Genomic DNA, 18,087 nt, shown 5'->3' on the forward strand with positions numbered 1-18,087 from the left:
CTCCGCTTTGAAATTTCATTTTCAAATTAGCGGCGGAATTCTAAAGCAAAATTTCAAAGCGAAATTTTAATGCCGAAGCTTTGGCGCTTAAATTTTGACGCCGAAATCCGTAGTAAATTTCAGCGCATAAATTTTATATTAAAATTTAGCGCCCAAATACGCCGGAGCCCTATTTCAAACGCCGGCTTGGCGCTTTACTTCCCCGCAGCTAGCAGATCCGCGAGCACCTTTGCCGCGTGATCCTTTGCCTTGACGCTTTTATAGACCTTTAAAATTTTGCCGTCCTTGCCGATCAGAAAGGTCGAGCGCACGATGCCCAGATACTCGCGCCCGTAGTTTTTGCGCACCTGCCACGCGCCGTATAGCTTGGCTACTTCGTGCTGCGGATCGCTCAGTAGGATGTGCTTTAGGCTCTGCTTGGCGATGAAGCCCGCGTGGGATTTGGCGCTGTCGGGGCTGATGCCTACGATCACGCAGTCTGCGGCGATGAAATCATCGTACGCGGCGCTAAATTCGCACGCTTCGGTCGTGCAGCCGGGGGTGTTATCCTTGGGGTAAAAATACAGCGCGACCCTCTTGCCTGCGAAGTCCTTTAGCGCGACGCTCGCTCCGTCGGCGTTTTGCAGCGTAAAAGCGGGTGCTACGTCTCCCGCTTGCAGCGTGATTTTACGCTCGCGATCCTCTGCGCTAAACTCGTCTTCGATCTGTGTTTTTCTCTGCATATCGTGTCCTTTTTTTGAAATTTTCGGGCTCCTAGCCCGAGTTGCGGCTAAATTTTAATCTTTTTTCATAAATTTATCCTTGCTTGGATGAAATTTTGCCCCGCGCCGCAGCTGCACGCGAAACGATCTGCGCGAAGAGGCTTAAATTTAGCGGCTCGTGATATAATTTTGCGCGAGTTAAATTTAAAACCCGCCGCCGCGAGTAAATTTATAAAATTTACGCTCAGTGCGCGCGCAAAGGAGAAAAATGACGCGGCTAAAACTCAGGACCGAAATTTTATGGCGGAAGCGACTTGAAAACGGCCTATTCGGCGGCATCGCGCCCACGCCGGATCCGTTCTGCGCGGACGTATTTTATGTCGCGGACGGCTGGGGCAGCTCTTACGCTTCGATGCGCCTGCGCCGCATGAGCTTTGCTACGGGCGAGGAAACGGCTAGCGCGCTGCTTCGAAACGCTGTGCGCTGCATGCATTTTAGCGCGGACGCGCAGCATATTTTCGCCGTGACCGATAGCAAAATTTACCGCCTGCACAGGAGCTCGCTGCAGATAGAGGAAAAATACGAAAAAGGCGTGCCCAAATACCAGGACTTCGTCGCGGGGGATGAGCAGGACGGGCTTGTTTTGCTAAACCGCTCTGGCGGCAGCGTTGCGGTCTTTAACTACGTGCAGGGCGGCGTGAGCAAAAAGCGGCTAAAGGATGAGGGCTGTCGCCTGCTGCTGCGCGGCAGCGATGGGCGCTACCTTATCGCATCGCCGGTGCGGGGCTGCGTGCAGCGATATGACGTCGCAAAAGGTAGGGTCGAGATACTCTTTGAGGTCGGTACCTTTGATGCCGCGCAGCTTGATAATGCGGGAAATTGGTACTTTCATCCGGCTGTTTATCTCCCCGCTAAAATTTGCGACGGGCGCGGAGAGGGCGCGCGGATGATCCTCTCGGGTAAAATTTTAATGATGGACGTGGACGGGGCACGTAAAGATTGGGATACTGGAGTTAAATTTAAGCAGATGCACCTTAGTGCGGACGAAAAGTCGCTGCTTTTACAGAGCGAAAACGGCATTTGGCGCTTTTTGCCGAGCGTTGGGTGGATAGTAAGCGAGACCCTACTAGACGGGGGCGAGCGGCTGGAGCCCCTTTTTGAGCAGCGGAATTTAATACTTTGCAGCGTAAAAGAGGAGGGCGGACAAAGCCTGATCGCTAGGCGGATTTTGGAGGCTTAGGCGAGCGCGGGAGTTTGCTTTGCGGCGCGCATGTGAAAAATACTTGTAGCATTTTGAGGCACGTTTTTACAGGCGGCGATCGCAAAATTTATTTTTCGCGCCGTATCTAAAAGACGCGAGTAAGGGCCTGTACGCGATACAATTCTATCGCAAACTAAATATATGTGGTTAAATTTAATAGTTGAAAAATTTAAAGAATAGTCGCTGCATCCCTGCTCGCAGCTAAAATTTTATTGAAATTTAGGATTTGAAAATTTAGGGGCGTCGATGCCGCCCCTTGAACGGCTGATTATTTCACGCCGACGATGATTTGAGTAGCTTTGATGATCGCGGTTACTTCGTCGCCGACTGCTAGCGCCAAATTTTTAACGGAGCCGTTTGTGACGATCGCGCTTAGATTCTCACCACCTGCAGTTCTGACATCGATTTCAGCATTGATTGCGCCCTCTTTAACGGCGGTGATTTTGCCTTTTAGCTGGTTCGCAGCACTTAGGCGAAGATCATTTTCTCCCTTTGAAATGATGACATTCGGGGCTTTGAATAAAAATACCGCCTCTTTGCCTGCTTTTAAATCCAAAGTTTTTTCAGAATCAACCGTCACGGTCGCTTTTAGCACGTCGCCGCCTCTGGTTTTAGCTGTGATTAGCGAATTTACCGCACCTGTTTTTACGTCGCTTATCACGACATGAAGCTGATTTCTAGCACTGATTGCCATTGTTTCTCCTTGTAAAAAATTACGAGCAATGTTAGCGGCAAATCCTTAAATGAAATTTAAAAATGCTGCGTGTAAGAAATTAATTTGATTTGTTGCGAATTTATATTAAGCTCACTTTTTAAATTCCTAGCTTGCATTATGAAAAATAGCGTTAAAAAATAGATGAAATTCTAAATTCGCATATATTAAATCGGGTTATTTTCTTTGAAATTTTATTCGCTTTTTATAAAATTCTGCGTTTTTTAGAGTTCTGACGCAAAATTTAGCGTTTGTTTTGCGCACATCCAGATAAAATTTATCGCAAATCGTGCCTGGTAAGGCTTTAAGAGCGCTCCGCTTAAGCCTGTTCGCTGAATTCTATGCCTCGCACATCGGTTTTACGAGTGGGTTTTGGTAGCAAGGCGATTTTACATTTGCTTTAAAATACAGCTAGCGGTGCGCTTTGTGCCAAAATTTCAGTGCACCTTGCTTTGCAGAAAATCGCGCAGAATCATCGCATGATTGCAGTGCTCGTCTTTTGCAGCGTATAGCAACGTGACGACCGGCTCGTTTTTAACCTTTTTCAAAAATTCAGCTACGGCGGGATTTTGCTCAAGTTCAGCTAGGTAAAGCTCCTTAAAATGGGCGAAATTCTCAGGCTTGTGCGCGAAAAGCTTGCGTATTTCGGTGCTAGGCGTTATGTCCTTTGCCCACATATCAAACTCCAGCGCATCTTTTTTTATGCCGCGCGGCCATAGCCTATCGCAAAGCACGCGAAATCCATCCTCTTCCTCTGCGCTCTCATAAACGCGCTTAATCTTAAATTCTGTCATAATCTGTTCCTTTAAATTTGCTAATCTTTGATGAAATAATCGCCGTCGAAGCTTACGAGCGAGTATTTGCGCTCGCTCCCAAGCGCTTCTACGAGCTCAGGCACGCTAAGGAACGTGAGGCTGTCGGCGCCTATAAATTTGCAAATTTCATCCGTGCTCATATTTGCGGCGATCAGCTCGCGCACGCTCGGCGTGTCAATGCCGTAGCGCTCGGGATACTTTAGCTCCGGGCTTGCGATGCACATATGTACGCGCGCCGCGCCCGCATGGCGCAGAAGCTCGACGATCTTTTTGCTCGTGGTGCCGCGTACGATGCTGTCGTCGATCACCGCGACGCTCTTGCCGTGCAGTGCCGCGCCGATCGGATTTAGCTTGAGTTTGACCTTTAAATTTCGCACCTCTTGCGTCGGCTCGATGAAGGTGCGGCCGATGTAGTGGTTGCGCACGATCGCCATCTCAAAAGGGATTTTACTCTCTTGCGCGAAACCCAGCGCCGCCGGCACGCCGCTATCGGGCACGGGCACGACGAAATCGGCTTTTAAATTTTTACATTTTCGCGCGAGCGCAGCGCCCAGTTTTTTTCTGACCTCATATACGTTTTTGCCCTCTACGACGCTGTCTGGGCGCGCAAAGTAGATGTATTCAAACGCGCAAATTCTAGCCTCCGCGGCTTTTAAAATTTCAAGCGAGCTAAACTCGTCCTTGCCCTCTTCGAAGATCACCATCTCGCCGGGCTTTACGTCGCGGACGAACTCGGCTCCTACGAGATCAAACGCGCAGGTTTCGCTCGCGACGATGTAGCCGCCGTCTTTTAGCCTGCCGATGCTAAGCGGACGCACTCCGTAGCGATCGCGCACGGCAAACATCTTCGAGCGGCTTAAAATCAGAAGCGAATACGCGCCCACGCACTGTTGCAGCGCCTCGATGATGCGGTCTTTTAGATGCTCCTGCTTGCTACGGGCGATGAGGTGCAGTATGTTTTCGGTGTCCATGCCGGATTGAAAGATCGCCCCCTCGCTTACGAGCTTGCGGCGAATTTCGTCTTTATTAATCAAATTTCCGTTATGAACGATCGAGATCTCCCCCAAAGCGTAGTTGCCCGCAACGGGCTGCGCGTCCTTTAGGCTATCTGCACCCGCGGTGCCATAGCGGTTGTGACCGATCGCGATGTTGCCCTTTAAAATTTCAAAACTAGTGGGGCTAAAAACCTCCGTCACGAGCCCTGTGGCTTTGATCGTTTTGATATGATGGTTGAAGCTCGAGCTGATGCCGCTTGCCTCCTGGCCGCGGTGCTGCATGGCAAAAAGCCCGTAATACGCGGTTTTAGCCGCACCTTCGGAATTTATGACTCCCACGATTGCGCACATTTTCTAACCTCTTAAATTTTATTTTTTAGAAATTTATCTATATTTTGTTTTATCATTTACGGCTCGCCGTCCGGCATTTTGTCGGCGCCTCATCAAATAGATCGGCTGAAATTTTAAACCTCTCGGCGATATTCGCTCCGCCTTTGGCGTAGCTACCGAATAGTCCGACTTTGTAAATTCCAAAGCTTTCAAGCTCGGGCTTTAGCTCGTGCAAAAAATTTAAAATTTCATCTTTGGTTGGCATTTTATTCTCTTAAATTTAGCCGCAAAGCCTAGATTCCTAAGTAGTCGTCGATACCGTAAAGCCCGATATTTTGGGACGCTAGCCATACTGCGGCCTTTATCGCGCCTCTGGCAAAGGTCGCGCGCGAAGTGGCCGTATGATTTAGCTCGATGAACTCACCCTCGCCGTAAAATCCCACGGTGTGGCGCCCGACTATATCGCCGCCGCGTAGCGACATCACGGCGATCTCGTCCTTGCCCCGCTCGCCGATAAGCCCGTCGCGACCGCTTACGCGCACGTCTTTTAAGTTTAGCTCGCGCGCGCTTGCGGCGCTTTCCGCAAGGCTCATCGCCGTGCCGCTCGGAGCGTCTTTTTTGTGGCGGTGGTGCATCTCTAAAATTTCGCAGTCAAAATCGCGCAGGCTCCTGCTAGCAAGCGCTACGAGCTTGTTTAGTACCGCGACGCCCAGGCTCATATTCGTAGCGTGCAGCACGGGCATCTTCGAGCTGCATTCGCGCAGTAGCCGCTCGCCCTCATCACCTAGGGCTGTCGTGCCGATGCAAAGCGGCTTTGGATGCGAAAGCGCAAATTTCATTAAGCTTATTGCGCCGTCTCGGATCGTAAAGTCTATCACGACGTCGCAGCCGCTAAAAAGCTCGTCGTAGCTGCGGCTTGCGGCGCAGCTTGGCGTATAATCAAGCGGAGCGACCGTGTAGATCACGCTTGCTCGCGCCTGATCGAAATTTTTCAGGCATTCGTAGATCATCGTGCCCATTCTGCCGCTTCCGCCGTGAATTCCTATATTTATCATCGCTCATCCTTTAAATTTAGTCCGCTTAGTATAGCCAAATTTTGCTTACGCTATTTTTCAAGACCCAGGTTTAGCGGGATGAAGCTGTTTTGTTTAAGCTCCGCTTCGCTCGGTTTTTTGATCTCTATGCGAGAGGCGCTTACGCCGCGCTGCACGAGTGCCGATTGTACGGCGGCCGCTCTGGCAAGGGCTAACTCATCAAGACGGGAGCGGGTAAATTTCTGCGCGCTTATCAGCTCCTCCATCGCCTCATCGCCGCTAGCTTTGATGCCGTATTTGACCTTAAGCGCCGCTATGGCTTCATCCGTGGAGAGCCCTTGTTTATTGGACATCAGCGTGATAGTGTTTTGCAGCGAGCGCCTTTGAAACTCGTGAGTATCGAGCTTTTCGTTATATGCGGAGTTTAGAATGATCTTAAGTTCGGGTTTGGCTTTTGCAACCTTGGCTAAATCGTCGATTTTAGAGCTTTCGCTAATTAAAATTTCGCTGCTCGCCGCCTCAAAATCGATACTTTCCAGCTTTTTCGTATCCACGCCCGCGATCTTTCCCATAAATCTAAACGGGCTTAACACGATGTCCGAGAGCAGCTTTTTGATCGCGCCCCAAACGAGCGCGCTGTAGCTAAATTTCGGATCATTCATCGCGCCGCTTAGAGGCAGGTTAATATCAATCTGATCGTCGCTGTCCTTTAGGATCGATACCGCTAGCCCGATCGGAAGGCTCAGCGCGTTCTTGCTCTGCACCTCTTTGCCAAGCTCGAAGCGGTCTAAATTTAGATCATTGCTTGCGTTTAGCTTGCCGTCTTCGATTTTGTAGGCAAGTTTTAAATTTAACTTACCGCCTGCGATTTCGTTGCCGATATATTTGGCGGTATAGGGCGATGCGGGCGCAAGCGGGATCTCCTTTAAAACGACGTTTATATCGCTTTTACGTTTAAAATCCAGCGGATAGGCGCGCGCCGTGATGCTTGCCAGCCCGCTTCCGCTTACGAGCGAGCTAAACTTAATATCCGCCGCTCGCTTCGGGCTGATCTCACTGATACTTGCTTTCATATCGCTGATGCGCAGTTTAAAGGGCGCTGCTAGGCTCTCATCGGTGAAATTTAAACTTCCGCCGCTAAGCGAGATATTCTTTGCGCTCCACGCAAAGTTTGCCCCGTTTTTTGCGGATCTGCTAGGCGCAGCTTGGGCGGGCTTTGCGGCCTGCTTTGCCTGCGCGGCGGGCTTTATCAGCGAAGTTAAATTTAAACGTCCGTCTTTATTTAGCGAGATATTTGCCGCGGGCGAACCAAGGGCGATCTTATTTAGCGTGAGGGAGTTTGGGCTCAGCGCGATTTGCGCGACATTCAGCGACGCAAGGGAGAAAATTTTATCTCTGCCCGAGCTTAGCGCCAAGCCCTTGCCCGATAGCTTCGCTTCGAGTGAGAAGGCGTTTGAAAGCTTCAGCTGCCCTTGCGTAGCGAGCTCGCCGGCGATGGAGCCCGTGATAAATTCCGCTGCATATCTGTTAAAGACGCCCAAGTTCGGCGCCTTTAGGCTGAAGCTCACGCCTACGTTAAGCGGCGCGATGCTGGCCTTGCCGTCCGCGCTAGCCGTGATTTCGCCCGTGATAAGGCTAGCTTTGATACCAAAAGGCTCGGCAAAATTCGAGCTTAGCCCGCTTAGCGTGGCGCTGAAATCTTTGATCTCGTGCACGTCGTTTTTAACGATAAAGCTCTCGCCGATCTTAGCCTTTGCGCCCGTTATGGAGGCCTCGCCGATCTTAAATTTTAAAGCGGGGCTTTTGGAGGGCTTTTTAGAATCCGAATTTGCGCCGCTTGCCGTAGAATTTGCATCCGCTTGACTTACGGCGTTAGAGCTTGCCGTTTTTTTGAAGCTCGCAGGATTTTTAGAGATCGCGCTTAAAATCGCCAGATCGTTTATGCTTTTGGCGCCGTTAACGCCCACTTCCGAATTGAAAAACGGCGCGTTTAGTAAAATTTTATCCACGTCCAGATTGAGATCCGCTACGTTAAATTTCACTCCCTGCACGCCGAAGCTTTCAAATCCGCTAAAAATTCCGTTTTTATTTGCGATTTTGGAGTTTGAAATTTTAGCAAACTTCAGGCTTACGCCGTTTTGCGCGCCATCTTTGTCGTAGCTAAATGCGCCCAGCTCGGTCGCGGCGAGTGAAATTTTGTCGCTACGCGCTAGCGTAATCTGCGTATCCGCAATATTAAAGGCGCCAAAGCCCGTATGAAGGGCTGTATCGTTACCTTTGGCGTTAAATTTTAAGAAATTTTCCGTGATTTTAGTGTCGTTTGAAACGACCGAAATTAGCGGGTTTGCAAAGCTTGAGCGGTTTAGATCTACGCTTTTTACGGCTGAGTTTATCCGCAAGTTCGCGCCTGTTTTATTAAAATCCAGCGCAAAATCCACAACCTGCGCCCCCTCAAAGCCCGTGGAAATTTTGGTTTCATTCATATCGTATTTTGCGCCCGAAAGTAGCACCTGCGGGATCGCTACTGCGCCTGAAATTTCATCCGAAACGCCCGTATTTAGGCCAAAGCTCGGGATTTTTAGCGAGCCAAGCGAAATTAAGTTTTGATCTTGCAAAATTTCTAGGCTCTCAAGCTCGAGCTTTGAGTTTTCAAGCGCAAATTTTATATTTTCATCAAGGCTCAATCGGTAATTCAGCTCAGCCGAAAGAAAGCCGTTTTTAAGCCGCACGCCGCTAGGATCGAGGTACGATAGCCAAAACGGATCGATTTTCAGCCGTTTAAGATCTATTTTGCCGTGCAAGCGCAGAGGCGCTAGATCGATGGCTCCATCGAAACTCAGCGAGTCGTATGTGCGCGAAACCGCGCTTAGATCGTGCTCGCCGATCGTTTCGTCTTTTAAGTTTAAGCCGTTGATCTCATAATTTAGATCGGTCGAGATGAGCGAAAACGGCCTTTTTAGGGAGTTATCGACGTATCCTAGAGAGCCGCGCTCGATCTTAAAATTATTCAGCGTGACGTTGAAGCTGGAGTTTTCATCCTTGCTTTCGCTCTTTTGCTCCGAAAGTAACGGCTCAAAATTGAAGGTGCCATTTTGCTCACGCTCGACATGGAATTTAGGCGATTTTAGGTGCAAAATTTCTACCGCGAGAGTCTTTTTAAAAAGCTTTGAAAAACCGATTTTTAAATTTATCTCATCGGCGCTAAACAGCGGCTTAAAAGTGCTAAGCTCCGGCTTTGTGACGTTTAGCTCGTAGGTAAAGGGGTTAAATTTAGCATCCTGCACGCTAAAGCTTGCTCTGCCTTCTAAAATTTTAGGCAGCGCCTTTTCGATAAAAAGCGGCACGCCGAAAAAGCCCGCAAGCACGTAAAACAGCGCAAATCCACCTACGCCGAAAGCAAACTTACGCCAGTGTTTTATAAAAAAATTTTTCATTTTTCCGCTCATTAATTTTGATAGCGTAAAATTATATCCAAAATTTCGTGCAAAGGGTTAAAATTTGCTGGTTCACATCTGCTGCTCGGTCGATTGCGATTATTTTTTGCGCCGCTTAAAAGAGCTCACGCAAGAGCCGCTAATATGCTATTTCTACGATCCAAACATACATCCCTACGGCGAATACGTTCTTAGAATGCACGACTCAAAGCGGGTTTGCGAGAATTTGGGGATTAAATTTATCCCGGGCGAGTATAATTTTCAGGGCTGGCTACAGGGTGCGCGCGGGCTTGAAAACGAGCCTGAAAAGGGCTCGCGCTGCGAGTTTTGCTTTGATTTTCGCATGCAAAAAACGGCCGAGCTCGCGCTAAGCCTAGGCGAGCGCAAAATCACTACGACTCTTTTAATGAGTCCCAAAAAATCTCACTCTCAGCTTTGCGGCTCGCTGCAGCGCATTTGCGAGCGCTACGGGCTAGAGTTTATCGCGCCGGATTTTCGCAAAAACGGCGGCACGAACGAGCAGTTTGCGCTAGCGAAAAAAGACGCGCTGTATCATCAAAACTACTGCGGCTGTATCTATGCGCTCGCGGCACAGCGAAATGATCAGCGAAAGACCGAGCAGGATTTCGGCGGAATTTTGGCGGCGGATTTTAGGCGAAATTTAGCCCCCGACGCCGAAATTTACGAGCTAATGTCGCCGATCGATAGGCAAATCTTGCCCGCTTCGGTAGAGGAGAAGCTGAAATTTTATAAAAAGCTTTGCTCGCTCGAAAAAAATGGGGTGAAATTTAGCGTGCTGCGCGATCGGTTTTTAAACTACCGCTTGTTGCGCGCATGGATTAAATTTGACGGCGAGGTCGTGCCTTCGTTTGTGCTATTTGGCTCGCATTTTACGCGCGAAAACGTGAAGTTTAGCGTGGAGCGAGAGTGCGAAATTTTTTGCAGCGATAAGGGGGAGATTAAAATTTTAAGTCTAGCGAAATTTAACGAAATTTCAAGATCAAATTTCAAAAGCGTATCCGAAATGCTAAAAAAACCGCCGAGTCTCGCACGCCAAAATAAAGCTCGCGCCGCCCTGTGCGCTGCGGGCTCGCTCTCGCCGATCATCGTCACGGACGAGATAAGAGGCGCCAAAGTTCAAATTTACGGGCTCTCGCGCATATTTTTAGACGTTAGGGAAATTTTAGTAAGAATTTGATAAAATTGCAAGATTTTTAAATAAAGGCAGATAATGATAGATATAAACGAAATTCTCTCCATCCTACCTCATCGTTTTCCGTTTTTGCTGATAGATCGCGTCGAAGAGCTCAGCATAGGCGAAAGCATCAAGGCCTATAAAAACGTAACCTACAACGAGCAGATCTTTCAGGGCCACTTCCCGGGGCACCCGATCTATCCGGGCGTAATGATTATCGAGGGCTTAGCACAGGCAGGCGGCGTGCTGGCGTTTAAAAGCATGGAGAAAGACGGCATCGATCTAAGCGACAAGGTCGTGTATTTTATGAGTATCGACAACGCTAAATTTAGAAGCCCGGTTCGCCCCGGCGACAAGCTTGAGTATCGCATCAGCGTAATCAAACACCGTGGACGCATCTGGGTGCTAAAGGGCAAAGCCTACATCAACGACGGCGTCACATTGGCCGCGCAGGCGGAACTTCAAGCGATGATAATGGATAAATGATGGCTAAAGTTCACCACACGGCGATCATCGAGGATGGCGCGCAGATCGGAGCCGAAGTAACGATCGAGCCGTATGCTTTCGTAAGCGCGCAAGCCAAAATTGGCGACGGCTGCACGATCAAGCAGGGCGCGCGCATCATCGGCGATACTCAAATCGGCGAGAACTCCAAAATTTTTTCATACGCTATCGTGGGTGAAATTCCGCAGGATATGAGCTTTGAAGATGGCGAGCGCACGGGGCTAATCATCGGCAAAAACGCTACGATACACGAGTTTTGCACGATCAGCTCGGGCTCGCATAAGGGCGACGGATTTACGCGCATCGGCGATAATCTATTTATGATGGCGTATTGCCATATCGCGCACGACTGCATGCTGGGCAGCAACATAATCCTAGCCAACAACGCCACGCTCGCAGGCCACGTCGTAATGGGCGATTATGCCGTTATCGGTGGGCTTACCCCCGTGCATCAGTTCGTTCGCATCGGCGAGAGCTGCATGATCGCAGGGGCTAGCGCGCTTAGTCAGGACGTGGTGCCGTTTTGCCTAGCCGAGGGCAACCGCGCCTATATCCGCGGGTTAAATTTAACGGGCATCCGCCGCCGCTTCGATAAAGAGACGGTCGAGACGATAAATCGGGCGTATAAATTTTTATTTAACCAAGGCAGGGGCTTAAAGCAGCAGGCGCAAATTTTATTAAACGAAACGAGCGATCAAAACGTGCGCAAGATGTGCGAGTTTATAATCAACACAAAACGCGGAATTCCGCTAGATAAGGGTAAAATTTAATGGCAAATAAGTGCAGTTTTTGCGGTGAGACGGGCGCGGACGGACGTCGTATCTATCCTAACGACGACGGTACGGCGGCTATCTGCAGCTATTGTATCGATATGGCATACGCCGCCATCCACGGCAGCGAGGGCCAAAATGAGGCGATACAAAATCAAAATAAAGAGATTGATTTCGAAGCTATCAAGCCAAAGGCGCTGATGGAAGTGCTAAATCGCTATGTCATCGGTCAGGAGCGCGCTAAGAAAATTTTTAGCGTCGGCGTTTACAACCACTATAAAAGAATTTTCAGACAGACCGACGCAAAGGGTGACGATACCGAAATTTCAAAATCAAATATCTTGCTTATCGGCCCTACCGGCAGCGGCAAGACGCTTATGGTGCAGACCTTGGCGAAATTTTTGGATGTGCCGATCGCCATTAGCGACGCTACGAGCCTAACGGAAGCGGGCTACGTCGGCGAGGACGTAGAAAACATCCTCACCCGCCTTTTGCAGGCTGCCGACGGCGACGTAGAGAAGGCGCAGCGCGGTATCGTATTCGTAGACGAGATCGATAAGATCGCGCGAATGAGCGAAAACCGCAGCATCACGCGCGACGTAAGCGGTGAAGGGGTACAGCAAGCGCTTCTTAAGATCATCGAAGGAAGCGTCGTAAATATCCCTCCAAAGGGCGGCCGCAAGCATCCAAATCAGGACTTCATCCAGATCGATACTACTAATATCCTATTCGTCTGTGGCGGTGCGTTCGACGGGCTAAACGAGATCATCAATCGCCGCATCGGGCAGAACGTGCTCGGATTTAACCAAACCAAGCGTAGCAAGAAAGAGAGCTTAAATTTACTAAATATGGTCGAGGCTGACGATCTGGTGCATTACGGCATAATCCCCGAGCTCATCGGGCGCTTGCACGTAGTAGCTACGCTAAATGAGATCGACGAAAAGGCGATGGTTAGAATTTTAACCGAGCCGAAAAACGCGATCTTAAAACAATATCAAAAGCTCTTTGCGATAGACGGCGCAAATTTAAAATTTGACGACGACGCGCTAAGGGAGGTCGCGAGCCTTGCGATTAAGCGCAAAACGGGCGCGCGCGGACTTCGCAGCATAATCGAGGAGATAATGATCGATATTATGTTCGATCTGCCTGAGCTTAAGGGCTATGACGTCATCATCTCAAAAGAGGTCGTAGACGGCGTCTCCAAGCCGATACTTGTAAAACAAAATTTAACTGCATAAAGGGGATAAATGTTACTTGATTCGATTCTAGGATTATTTTCAAGGGATATGGGCATCGATCTAGGCACGGCAAACACGCTCGTGCTGCTAAAAGATAAAGGCATCATCATCAACGAGCCGAGCGTCGTCGCGGTACAAAACGAGCGCTACGGCAAGCAAAGGATCATCGCCGTAGGCGCCGAGGCTAAAGAGATGCTCGGGCGCACTCCGGGCGATATCGAAGCGGTGCGCCCGATGAAGGACGGCGTTATTGCGGATTTTGATATGACAGAGAAGATGATTAGATATTTCATCGAAAAGACCCACAAGCGCCGCTTTTTCGTAAGTCCGCGCATCATCATCTCGGTTCCTTACGGACTAACTCAGGTCGAGCGTAAAGCCGTGCGCGAAAGCGCGATGATAGCGGGTGCGCGCGAGGTTTATCTAATCGAAGAGCCGATGGCTGCGGCAATCGGTGCGGGACTTCCCGTAAATGAAGCGCGCGGCTCGCTGGTCGTGGATATCGGCGGCGGTACCACCGAGATCGGCGTCATCTCTTTGGGCGGTATCATCAGCGCTAAATCCGTTCGCGTCGCGGGCGATAAGATCGACGCAAGCATCGTTAATTACGTCAAAGAAAAATATAGTCTACTTATTTCGGAACGCGCGGCTGAGGAGATTAAGATCAAGATCGGTACGGCGGTGCAGCAGCAAAAAGATCTTACATACACGGTCAAAGGAAAAGACCAGATCAGCGGGCTTTTAAGCTCGGTCGATCTTACGAGCGAGGACGTTAGAGAGGCGATCAAAGACTCAATCAGAGAGATTGCAGATGCGTTAAAATTTGTCCTTGAAAGCATTCAGCCGGAAGTCGCCGCCGACATCGTCGAAAACGGCGTCGTGCTAACGGGCGGCGGTGCGCTCATTCGCGGATTAGATAAATATCTAAGCGACACCGTAAAGCTTCCGGTTTTCGTCGCGGACGAGCCGCTGCTTTGCGTCGCAAACGGCACGGGAAAAGCCCTAGAAGAGATCAAATCGCTAAAACAAGCGGCAAATGACTAATCTCAAACTCCTTCTCGTCGCGGTTTTGTTGGTAGCCGTTTCGCTAACGTTCGGCTCGTATATTCACGGCAAGTTCGTAGGCTTTGCGGGGGGAATTTTAGAGATCTATTACGGCGTGAGCGATCGAGTAAAAAGCGCCGTTAGCGAGCATTTTAACCAAGCCGAGACGATCAAAGTTTTGCGCGAGGAAAACGCTGAACTAAAAAAATCGGCGATGCTGCTTAGTACGTTCGCAGGCGAGCTGAATAAAATTTTGATCGATAAAAACAGCTCCATTTATGAGCCCAAAGTCCAGCTCGTAAAGGCACTGAGCTACGCGAATCTAAACGACTACAACAAATTCTTCGTAAATTTTGAAAATTTTAACCCAAACAAAATTTACGGCCTCATCAGCGAGGGCAAGACCGCGGGAATTTTAGTAAATAAAGACGGGCGCCCGCTTGCGATCTTGCAGCGCGACGAAAAGAGCAACTTCTCCGTTTTCATAGGCGACGCTCAAATTCCGGGCGTCGCAGGCGGCGAAAAAAACGAGCTCGTGGTTAGATATATCCCGCAATGGCTCGATCCCAGGGTGGGCGACGAGGTCTTTACGAGCGGGAAAGATGAAATTTTCTTTGCCGGCGTGCCGGTAGGTAAAGTCAAAGAGATTCAAAACGGAAAGTTATACAAAAGCGCCGTACTGGAGCCGTACGTAAATCCGAGTATGCCGGCGTTTTTGTATGTCGTTACAAAGGAAAATTGATGCCCAAAAGAGATGATATTAAGACGATTTTGCTGATCGGCAGCGGTCCGATCGTAATCGGTCAGGCGTGCGAGTTCGATTACAGCGGCACGCAGGCGGCTAAGACGCTAAAGAGCCTCGGATATCGCGTAGTGCTAATAAACTCTAACCCCGCCACCATTATGACCGATCCTGATTTTGCCGACGCTACCTATATCGAGCCGATCACCAAAGAGAGCATTTTGCGCATCATAAAGCGTGAGAGCGTCGATGCGATCCTACCTACGATGGGCGGACAGGTCGCGCTAAACGTCGCGATGGAAGCTTACGAAAGCGGCGAACTAGCGGGGGTGAAATTTCTAGGCGCCAAGCCTGAAGCGATAAAAAAGGGCGAGGATAGAGTGAAATTTAAAGAGGCGATGATTAAGATCGGAATGGATCTGCCTAAATCCAAATACGCCTACAATATCGAAGAGGCGATGGCTGCGGCGAATGAGATCGGCTTTCCGCTCATTATCCGCGCAAGCTACACCCTAGGCGGCGCAGGCAGCGGCGTAGCATACAATATCGACGAGTTTAAAGAGGTCGCGCAAAATGGGCTAGACGTGAGCCCGATAAATGAAATTTTGATCGAAGAGAGCCTGCTTGGATGGAAAGAGTTCGAAATGGAGGTGATCCGCGATCATAAGGACAACTGCATCATCGTCTGCTCAATCGAAAATTTCGACCCGATGGGGGTGCATACGGGCGATTCTATCACGGTTGCGCCCGCTCTTACGCTTACCGACAAAGAATACCAGGCGATGCGCGACGCGAGTTTTAAAATTTTACGCGAGATCGGCGTGGATACGGGCGGCTCAAACGTGCAGTTTGCGGTAAATCCGCAAACGGGGCGGATGATCGTCATCGAGATGAACCCGCGCGTAAGCCGCAGCTCGGCTCTCGCGTCCAAAGCTACGGGCTATCCGATCGCCAAGGTAGCTACGATGCTAGCGGTAGGCTTTAGCCTGGATGAGATCAAAAACGACATCACCGGCACGCCCGCAAGCTTTGAGCCGGTGATCGATTATATCGTGACTAAAATTCCGCGCTTTGCGTTTGAAAAATTCCCCGGCGCAAACCCCTATCTAGGCACTGCGATGAAAAGTATCGGCGAGGTGATGGCGATCGGGCGCAGCTTTAAAGAGAGCATTCAAAAGGCGCTGTGCTCGCTGGAGAAGGGCTACTTCGGCTTCGTGGAATTAAATTTAAGCGAGAAGGATCTTATTTTCGGGCTTCGCAACGCGCAGCAAGATAGAGCTTTATATATCGCCCAGGGCTTTAGAGCGGGTATGAGCGTGGATCAAATTTACGAGCTTAGCAAGATCGACCGCTGGTTTTTGAGCCAGATCGAGCAGATCGTAAAATTTGAAGAGCGCATCGATATGGAGATCATCAACGACGCGGCGCTTCTAAGACAGGCCAAGAGCTGGGGCTTTAGCGATAAGATGATCGCAAATTTAATCAACAAAAAGGACAATCTGGGCCTTACGCAAAACGACATCCATTTTGCCTGCGTCAGACAGGGCATCAGCCTTGAATACAACGAAGTAGATACCTGTGCTGGCGAGTTTGCGGCGCTTACTCCGTATCTGTACTCCAGCACCAACATAACGCCCGCCATTGCAAGCCGTAAAATTTCAAAAGATAATAAAAAGGTCCTCATCATCGGCGGCGGTCCGAATCGCATCGGGCAGGGCATCGAGTTTGACTACTGCTGCGTGCACGCCAGCTACGCTCTGCGCGATATGGGGATTACCACGATAATGTATAACTGCAACCCCGAAACCGTCAGCACCGACTACGACACGAGCGATATTTTATACTTCGAGCCGATCGATTTCGAGCACGTTAGAGCGGTCATCGAGGCCGAGAACCCCGACGGCGTGATCGTGCATTTCGGAGGCCAAACGCCGCTAAAGCTCGCCAAGCGCCTAAGTACCGTGGGAGCCAAGATCATCGGCACGAGCGCGCGCACGATAGACGTAGCGGAAGACCGCAAAAAATTTAGCGAGTTTATCGCAAGTATCGGCGTCAAACAGCCCAAAAACGATACCGCTATAAGTGAAGCCGAGGCGATCGAAAAGGCTGCTGCTATCGGCTATCCGGTGCTCGTGCGCCCTAGCTACGTGCTCGGGGGTCGCGCGATGCGGCGCGTGCATAGCGAAGCCGAGCTTAGGCAGTATATGAGCGAGGCGGTGCGCGTGAGCGATCACTCACCGGTGCTTATAGATAAATTTTTACTTGACGCGACCGAGCTTGACGTCGATGCGATCTGCGACGGGCGCGACGTGTATATCGGCGCGATAATGGAGCATATCGAAGAGGCGGGCATTCACAGCGGCGATAGCGCTAGTATCTTGCCGCCGCTTAGTCTAAGCGCGGAGATGATCGATCTGGTAAGTCGCCAAACCAAAGAGATCGCGCTAAATCTTGGCGTCGTGGGGCTTATGAATATTCAATTCGCTATTTTTGAAAACGAGCTTTACATCATCGAGGTAAATCCGCGCGCGAGCCGCACCGTGCCGTTTGTAAGCAAGGCGAGCGGAATTCCGATGGCTAAGGTTGCTACCCGCGTAATGTGGCAAGGCGGTCTGCGCGAGGCTTTGAAATTTTACGATGAATTCGGCGTGCTGGTCGAAGAGAAGGGAATTTTAAAGCCGCGTATTAAAAACCATATCTGCGTCAAAGAAAGCGTCTTTCCTTTCAACAAGCTTGCAGGCGCGGATCTGATCCTGGGGCCTGAGATGAAAAGCACCGGCGAGGTGATGGGTATCGGCGAAAATTTCGCCAAGAGCTTTGCCAAATCGCAAATCGGCGCGAGCAATGCGCTTCCAAGCGGCGGCAAGGTATTTTTGTCGCTAGCTGATCATGACAAACCGCGAGCCGTAGAGCTTGCACGCGCGTTTACGGATGCGGGCTTTAGTATCGCCGCTACGAGCGGCACTCACAAGCTGCTGGGCGAAAACGGCGTAGAGTGTGAGTTTGTCTATAAAATCAGCGAGGGTCGCCCAAATATTGAGGACAAACTCAAAAACGGCGAAATTTCGCTCGTCATCAACACCAGCGATAGTAAATCAAACTCTACCGACGCCGCGAAGATCCGCCAGAGCGTGCTGCGTTTTAGGCTGCCGTATTTTACGACGATGAAGGCGGCGATCGCCGCTACGCGCTCGATCTGCTCGATAAAGGACGAATCCGCGCTTGAAGTTAAAACGCTGCAGGAGTATCTAAGCGGTAGGTAGCATCTTAAAATAATCATAGAATTTAATGATTGAGTAGTTTGGCTTAGTG

At 50.0% G+C, this 18,087-nt stretch carries 15 protein-coding genes; 8 read left to right on the forward strand and 7 right to left on the reverse strand.

Features of this window, described 5'->3' with window-relative positions:
* Positions 1 to 194 precede the first annotated feature (194 nt).
* Complete coding sequence (bcp, locus tag KH703_RS06050; protein ID WP_304294955.1) at positions 195 to 722, reverse strand: thioredoxin-dependent thiol peroxidase; 528 nt, start codon at positions 720 to 722, stop codon at positions 195 to 197.
* A gap of 247 nt (positions 723 to 969) precedes the next feature.
* Here bcp and KH703_RS06055 point away from each other — a divergent pair, with 247 nt between their 5' ends.
* The gene (locus KH703_RS06055) at positions 970 to 1,941 is read left to right on the forward strand and encodes a hypothetical protein (protein WP_304294957.1); all 972 of its coding nucleotides are present in this window, start codon (positions 970 to 972) and stop codon (positions 1,939 to 1,941) included.
* Positions 1,942 to 2,230: 289 nt separating this feature from the next.
* On the opposite strand, the gene KH703_RS06060 is transcribed toward KH703_RS06055, so the two are convergent.
* The 6 genes from KH703_RS06060 to KH703_RS06085 all read right to left on the reverse strand — a co-directional run bounded on the left by KH703_RS06060 (position 2,231) and on the right by KH703_RS06085 (position 9,282).
* Complete coding sequence (locus KH703_RS06060) at positions 2,231 to 2,656, reverse strand: molybdopterin-binding protein (RefSeq protein ID WP_297896181.1); 426 nt, start codon at positions 2,654 to 2,656, stop codon at positions 2,231 to 2,233.
* A 455-nt stretch (positions 2,657 to 3,111) separates the two neighbouring features.
* Positions 3,112 to 3,468, reverse strand: coding sequence for a DUF488 domain-containing protein (locus tag KH703_RS06065; protein WP_304294959.1), 357 nt, complete (start codon positions 3,466 to 3,468; stop codon positions 3,112 to 3,114).
* Positions 3,469 to 3,488: 20 nt separating this feature from the next.
* On the reverse strand, positions 3,489 to 4,835 hold the full coding sequence (gene purF / locus KH703_RS06070; protein ID WP_304294961.1) for an amidophosphoribosyltransferase: 1,347 nt from the start codon (positions 4,833 to 4,835) through the stop codon (positions 3,489 to 3,491).
* Positions 4,836 to 4,887: 52 nt separating this feature from the next.
* The gene (locus tag KH703_RS06075) at positions 4,888 to 5,079 is read right to left on the reverse strand and encodes a nucleotidyltransferase domain-containing protein (RefSeq protein WP_304294963.1); all 192 of its coding nucleotides are present in this window, start codon (positions 5,077 to 5,079) and stop codon (positions 4,888 to 4,890) included.
* A 28-nt stretch (positions 5,080 to 5,107) separates the two neighbouring features.
* On the reverse strand, positions 5,108 to 5,869 hold the full coding sequence (gene dapB / locus KH703_RS06080; RefSeq protein WP_304294965.1) for a 4-hydroxy-tetrahydrodipicolinate reductase: 762 nt from the start codon (positions 5,867 to 5,869) through the stop codon (positions 5,108 to 5,110).
* A 50-nt stretch (positions 5,870 to 5,919) separates the two neighbouring features.
* Positions 5,920 to 9,282, reverse strand: coding sequence for a DUF748 domain-containing protein (locus tag KH703_RS06085; RefSeq protein ID WP_304294967.1), 3,363 nt, complete (start codon positions 9,280 to 9,282; stop codon positions 5,920 to 5,922).
* A gap of 64 nt (positions 9,283 to 9,346) precedes the next feature.
* On the opposite strand from KH703_RS06085, the gene KH703_RS06090 reads away from it, so the two are divergent.
* The 7 genes from KH703_RS06090 to carB are packed head-to-tail and all read left to right on the forward strand — an operon-like array spanning position 9,347 to position 18,038.
* Entirely contained in the window at positions 9,347 to 10,480 is a 1,134-nt protein-coding gene (locus KH703_RS06090; RefSeq protein WP_304294969.1) for an epoxyqueuosine reductase QueH, read from the forward strand.
* Between the two features lie 33 nt (positions 10,481 to 10,513).
* Positions 10,514 to 10,963 (forward strand): 3-hydroxyacyl-ACP dehydratase FabZ, encoded by a 450-nt coding sequence (gene fabZ, locus KH703_RS06095; protein ID WP_304294971.1) that lies wholly within the window; start codon positions 10,514 to 10,516, stop codon positions 10,961 to 10,963.
* Positions 10,963 to 11,751 (forward strand): acyl-ACP--UDP-N-acetylglucosamine O-acyltransferase, encoded by a 789-nt coding sequence (gene lpxA / locus KH703_RS06100; RefSeq protein ID WP_304294973.1) that lies wholly within the window; start codon positions 10,963 to 10,965, stop codon positions 11,749 to 11,751. Before fabZ ends, lpxA begins: the two co-directional genes overlap by 1 nt.
* A complete protein-coding gene (gene clpX / locus KH703_RS06105) occupies positions 11,751 to 12,989 on the forward strand; it encodes an ATP-dependent protease ATP-binding subunit ClpX (protein ID WP_304294976.1) in 1,239 nt (412 codons plus the stop codon). Before lpxA ends, clpX begins: the two co-directional genes overlap by 1 nt.
* Before the next feature lie 9 nt (positions 12,990 to 12,998).
* Positions 12,999 to 14,033, forward strand: a complete 1,035-nt coding sequence (locus KH703_RS06110; protein WP_005869818.1) for a rod shape-determining protein — start codon at positions 12,999 to 13,001, stop codon at positions 14,031 to 14,033.
* The gene (mreC, locus tag KH703_RS06115; RefSeq protein WP_304294979.1) at positions 14,026 to 14,775 is read left to right on the forward strand and encodes a rod shape-determining protein MreC; all 750 of its coding nucleotides are present in this window, start codon (positions 14,026 to 14,028) and stop codon (positions 14,773 to 14,775) included. The genes KH703_RS06110 and mreC overlap by 8 nt, the downstream gene beginning before the upstream one ends.
* Complete coding sequence (carB, locus tag KH703_RS06120; protein ID WP_304294981.1) at positions 14,775 to 18,038, forward strand: carbamoyl-phosphate synthase large subunit; 3,264 nt, start codon at positions 14,775 to 14,777, stop codon at positions 18,036 to 18,038. The genes mreC and carB overlap by 1 nt, the downstream gene beginning before the upstream one ends.
* Positions 18,039 to 18,087 lie beyond the last annotated feature (49 nt).

Origin of the sequence: Campylobacter gracilis, from assembly GCF_018374135.1 — a bacterium.
GTDB lineage: Bacteria > Campylobacterota > Campylobacteria > Campylobacterales > Campylobacteraceae > Campylobacter_B > Campylobacter_B gracilis_A.

What these genes read in the sequence shown, in the direction of transcription:
- purF (WP_304294961.1), bottom strand. Translation starts at nt 4,835, where the DNA reads ATGTGCGCAATCGTGGGAGTCATAAATTCCGAAGGTGCGGCTAAAACC.
- KH703_RS06055 (WP_304294957.1), top strand. Translation starts at nt 970, where the DNA reads ATGACGCGGCTAAAACTCAGGACCGAAATTTTATGGCGGAAGCGACTT.
- dapB (WP_304294965.1), bottom strand. Translation starts at nt 5,869, where the DNA reads ATGATAAATATAGGAATTCACGGCGGAAGCGGCAGAATGGGCACGATG.
- KH703_RS06075 (WP_304294963.1), bottom strand. Translation starts at nt 5,079, where the DNA reads ATGCCAACCAAAGATGAAATTTTAAATTTTTTGCACGAGCTAAAGCCC.
- KH703_RS06065 (WP_304294959.1), bottom strand. Translation starts at nt 3,468, where the DNA reads ATGACAGAATTTAAGATTAAGCGCGTTTATGAGAGCGCAGAGGAAGAG.
- KH703_RS06110 (WP_005869818.1), top strand. Translation starts at nt 12,999, where the DNA reads ATGTTACTTGATTCGATTCTAGGATTATTTTCAAGGGATATGGGCATC.
- KH703_RS06085 (WP_304294967.1), bottom strand. Translation starts at nt 9,282, where the DNA reads ATGAAAAATTTTTTTATAAAACACTGGCGTAAGTTTGCTTTCGGCGTA.
- mreC (WP_304294979.1), top strand. Translation starts at nt 14,026, where the DNA reads ATGACTAATCTCAAACTCCTTCTCGTCGCGGTTTTGTTGGTAGCCGTT.
- clpX (WP_304294976.1), top strand. Translation starts at nt 11,751, where the DNA reads ATGGCAAATAAGTGCAGTTTTTGCGGTGAGACGGGCGCGGACGGACGT.
- fabZ (WP_304294971.1), top strand. Translation starts at nt 10,514, where the DNA reads ATGATAGATATAAACGAAATTCTCTCCATCCTACCTCATCGTTTTCCG.
- bcp (WP_304294955.1), bottom strand. Translation starts at nt 722, where the DNA reads ATGCAGAGAAAAACACAGATCGAAGACGAGTTTAGCGCAGAGGATCGC.
- KH703_RS06060 (WP_297896181.1), bottom strand. Translation starts at nt 2,656, where the DNA reads ATGGCAATCAGTGCTAGAAATCAGCTTCATGTCGTGATAAGCGACGTA.
- carB (WP_304294981.1), top strand. Translation starts at nt 14,775, where the DNA reads ATGCCCAAAAGAGATGATATTAAGACGATTTTGCTGATCGGCAGCGGT.
- lpxA (WP_304294973.1), top strand. Translation starts at nt 10,963, where the DNA reads ATGGCTAAAGTTCACCACACGGCGATCATCGAGGATGGCGCGCAGATC.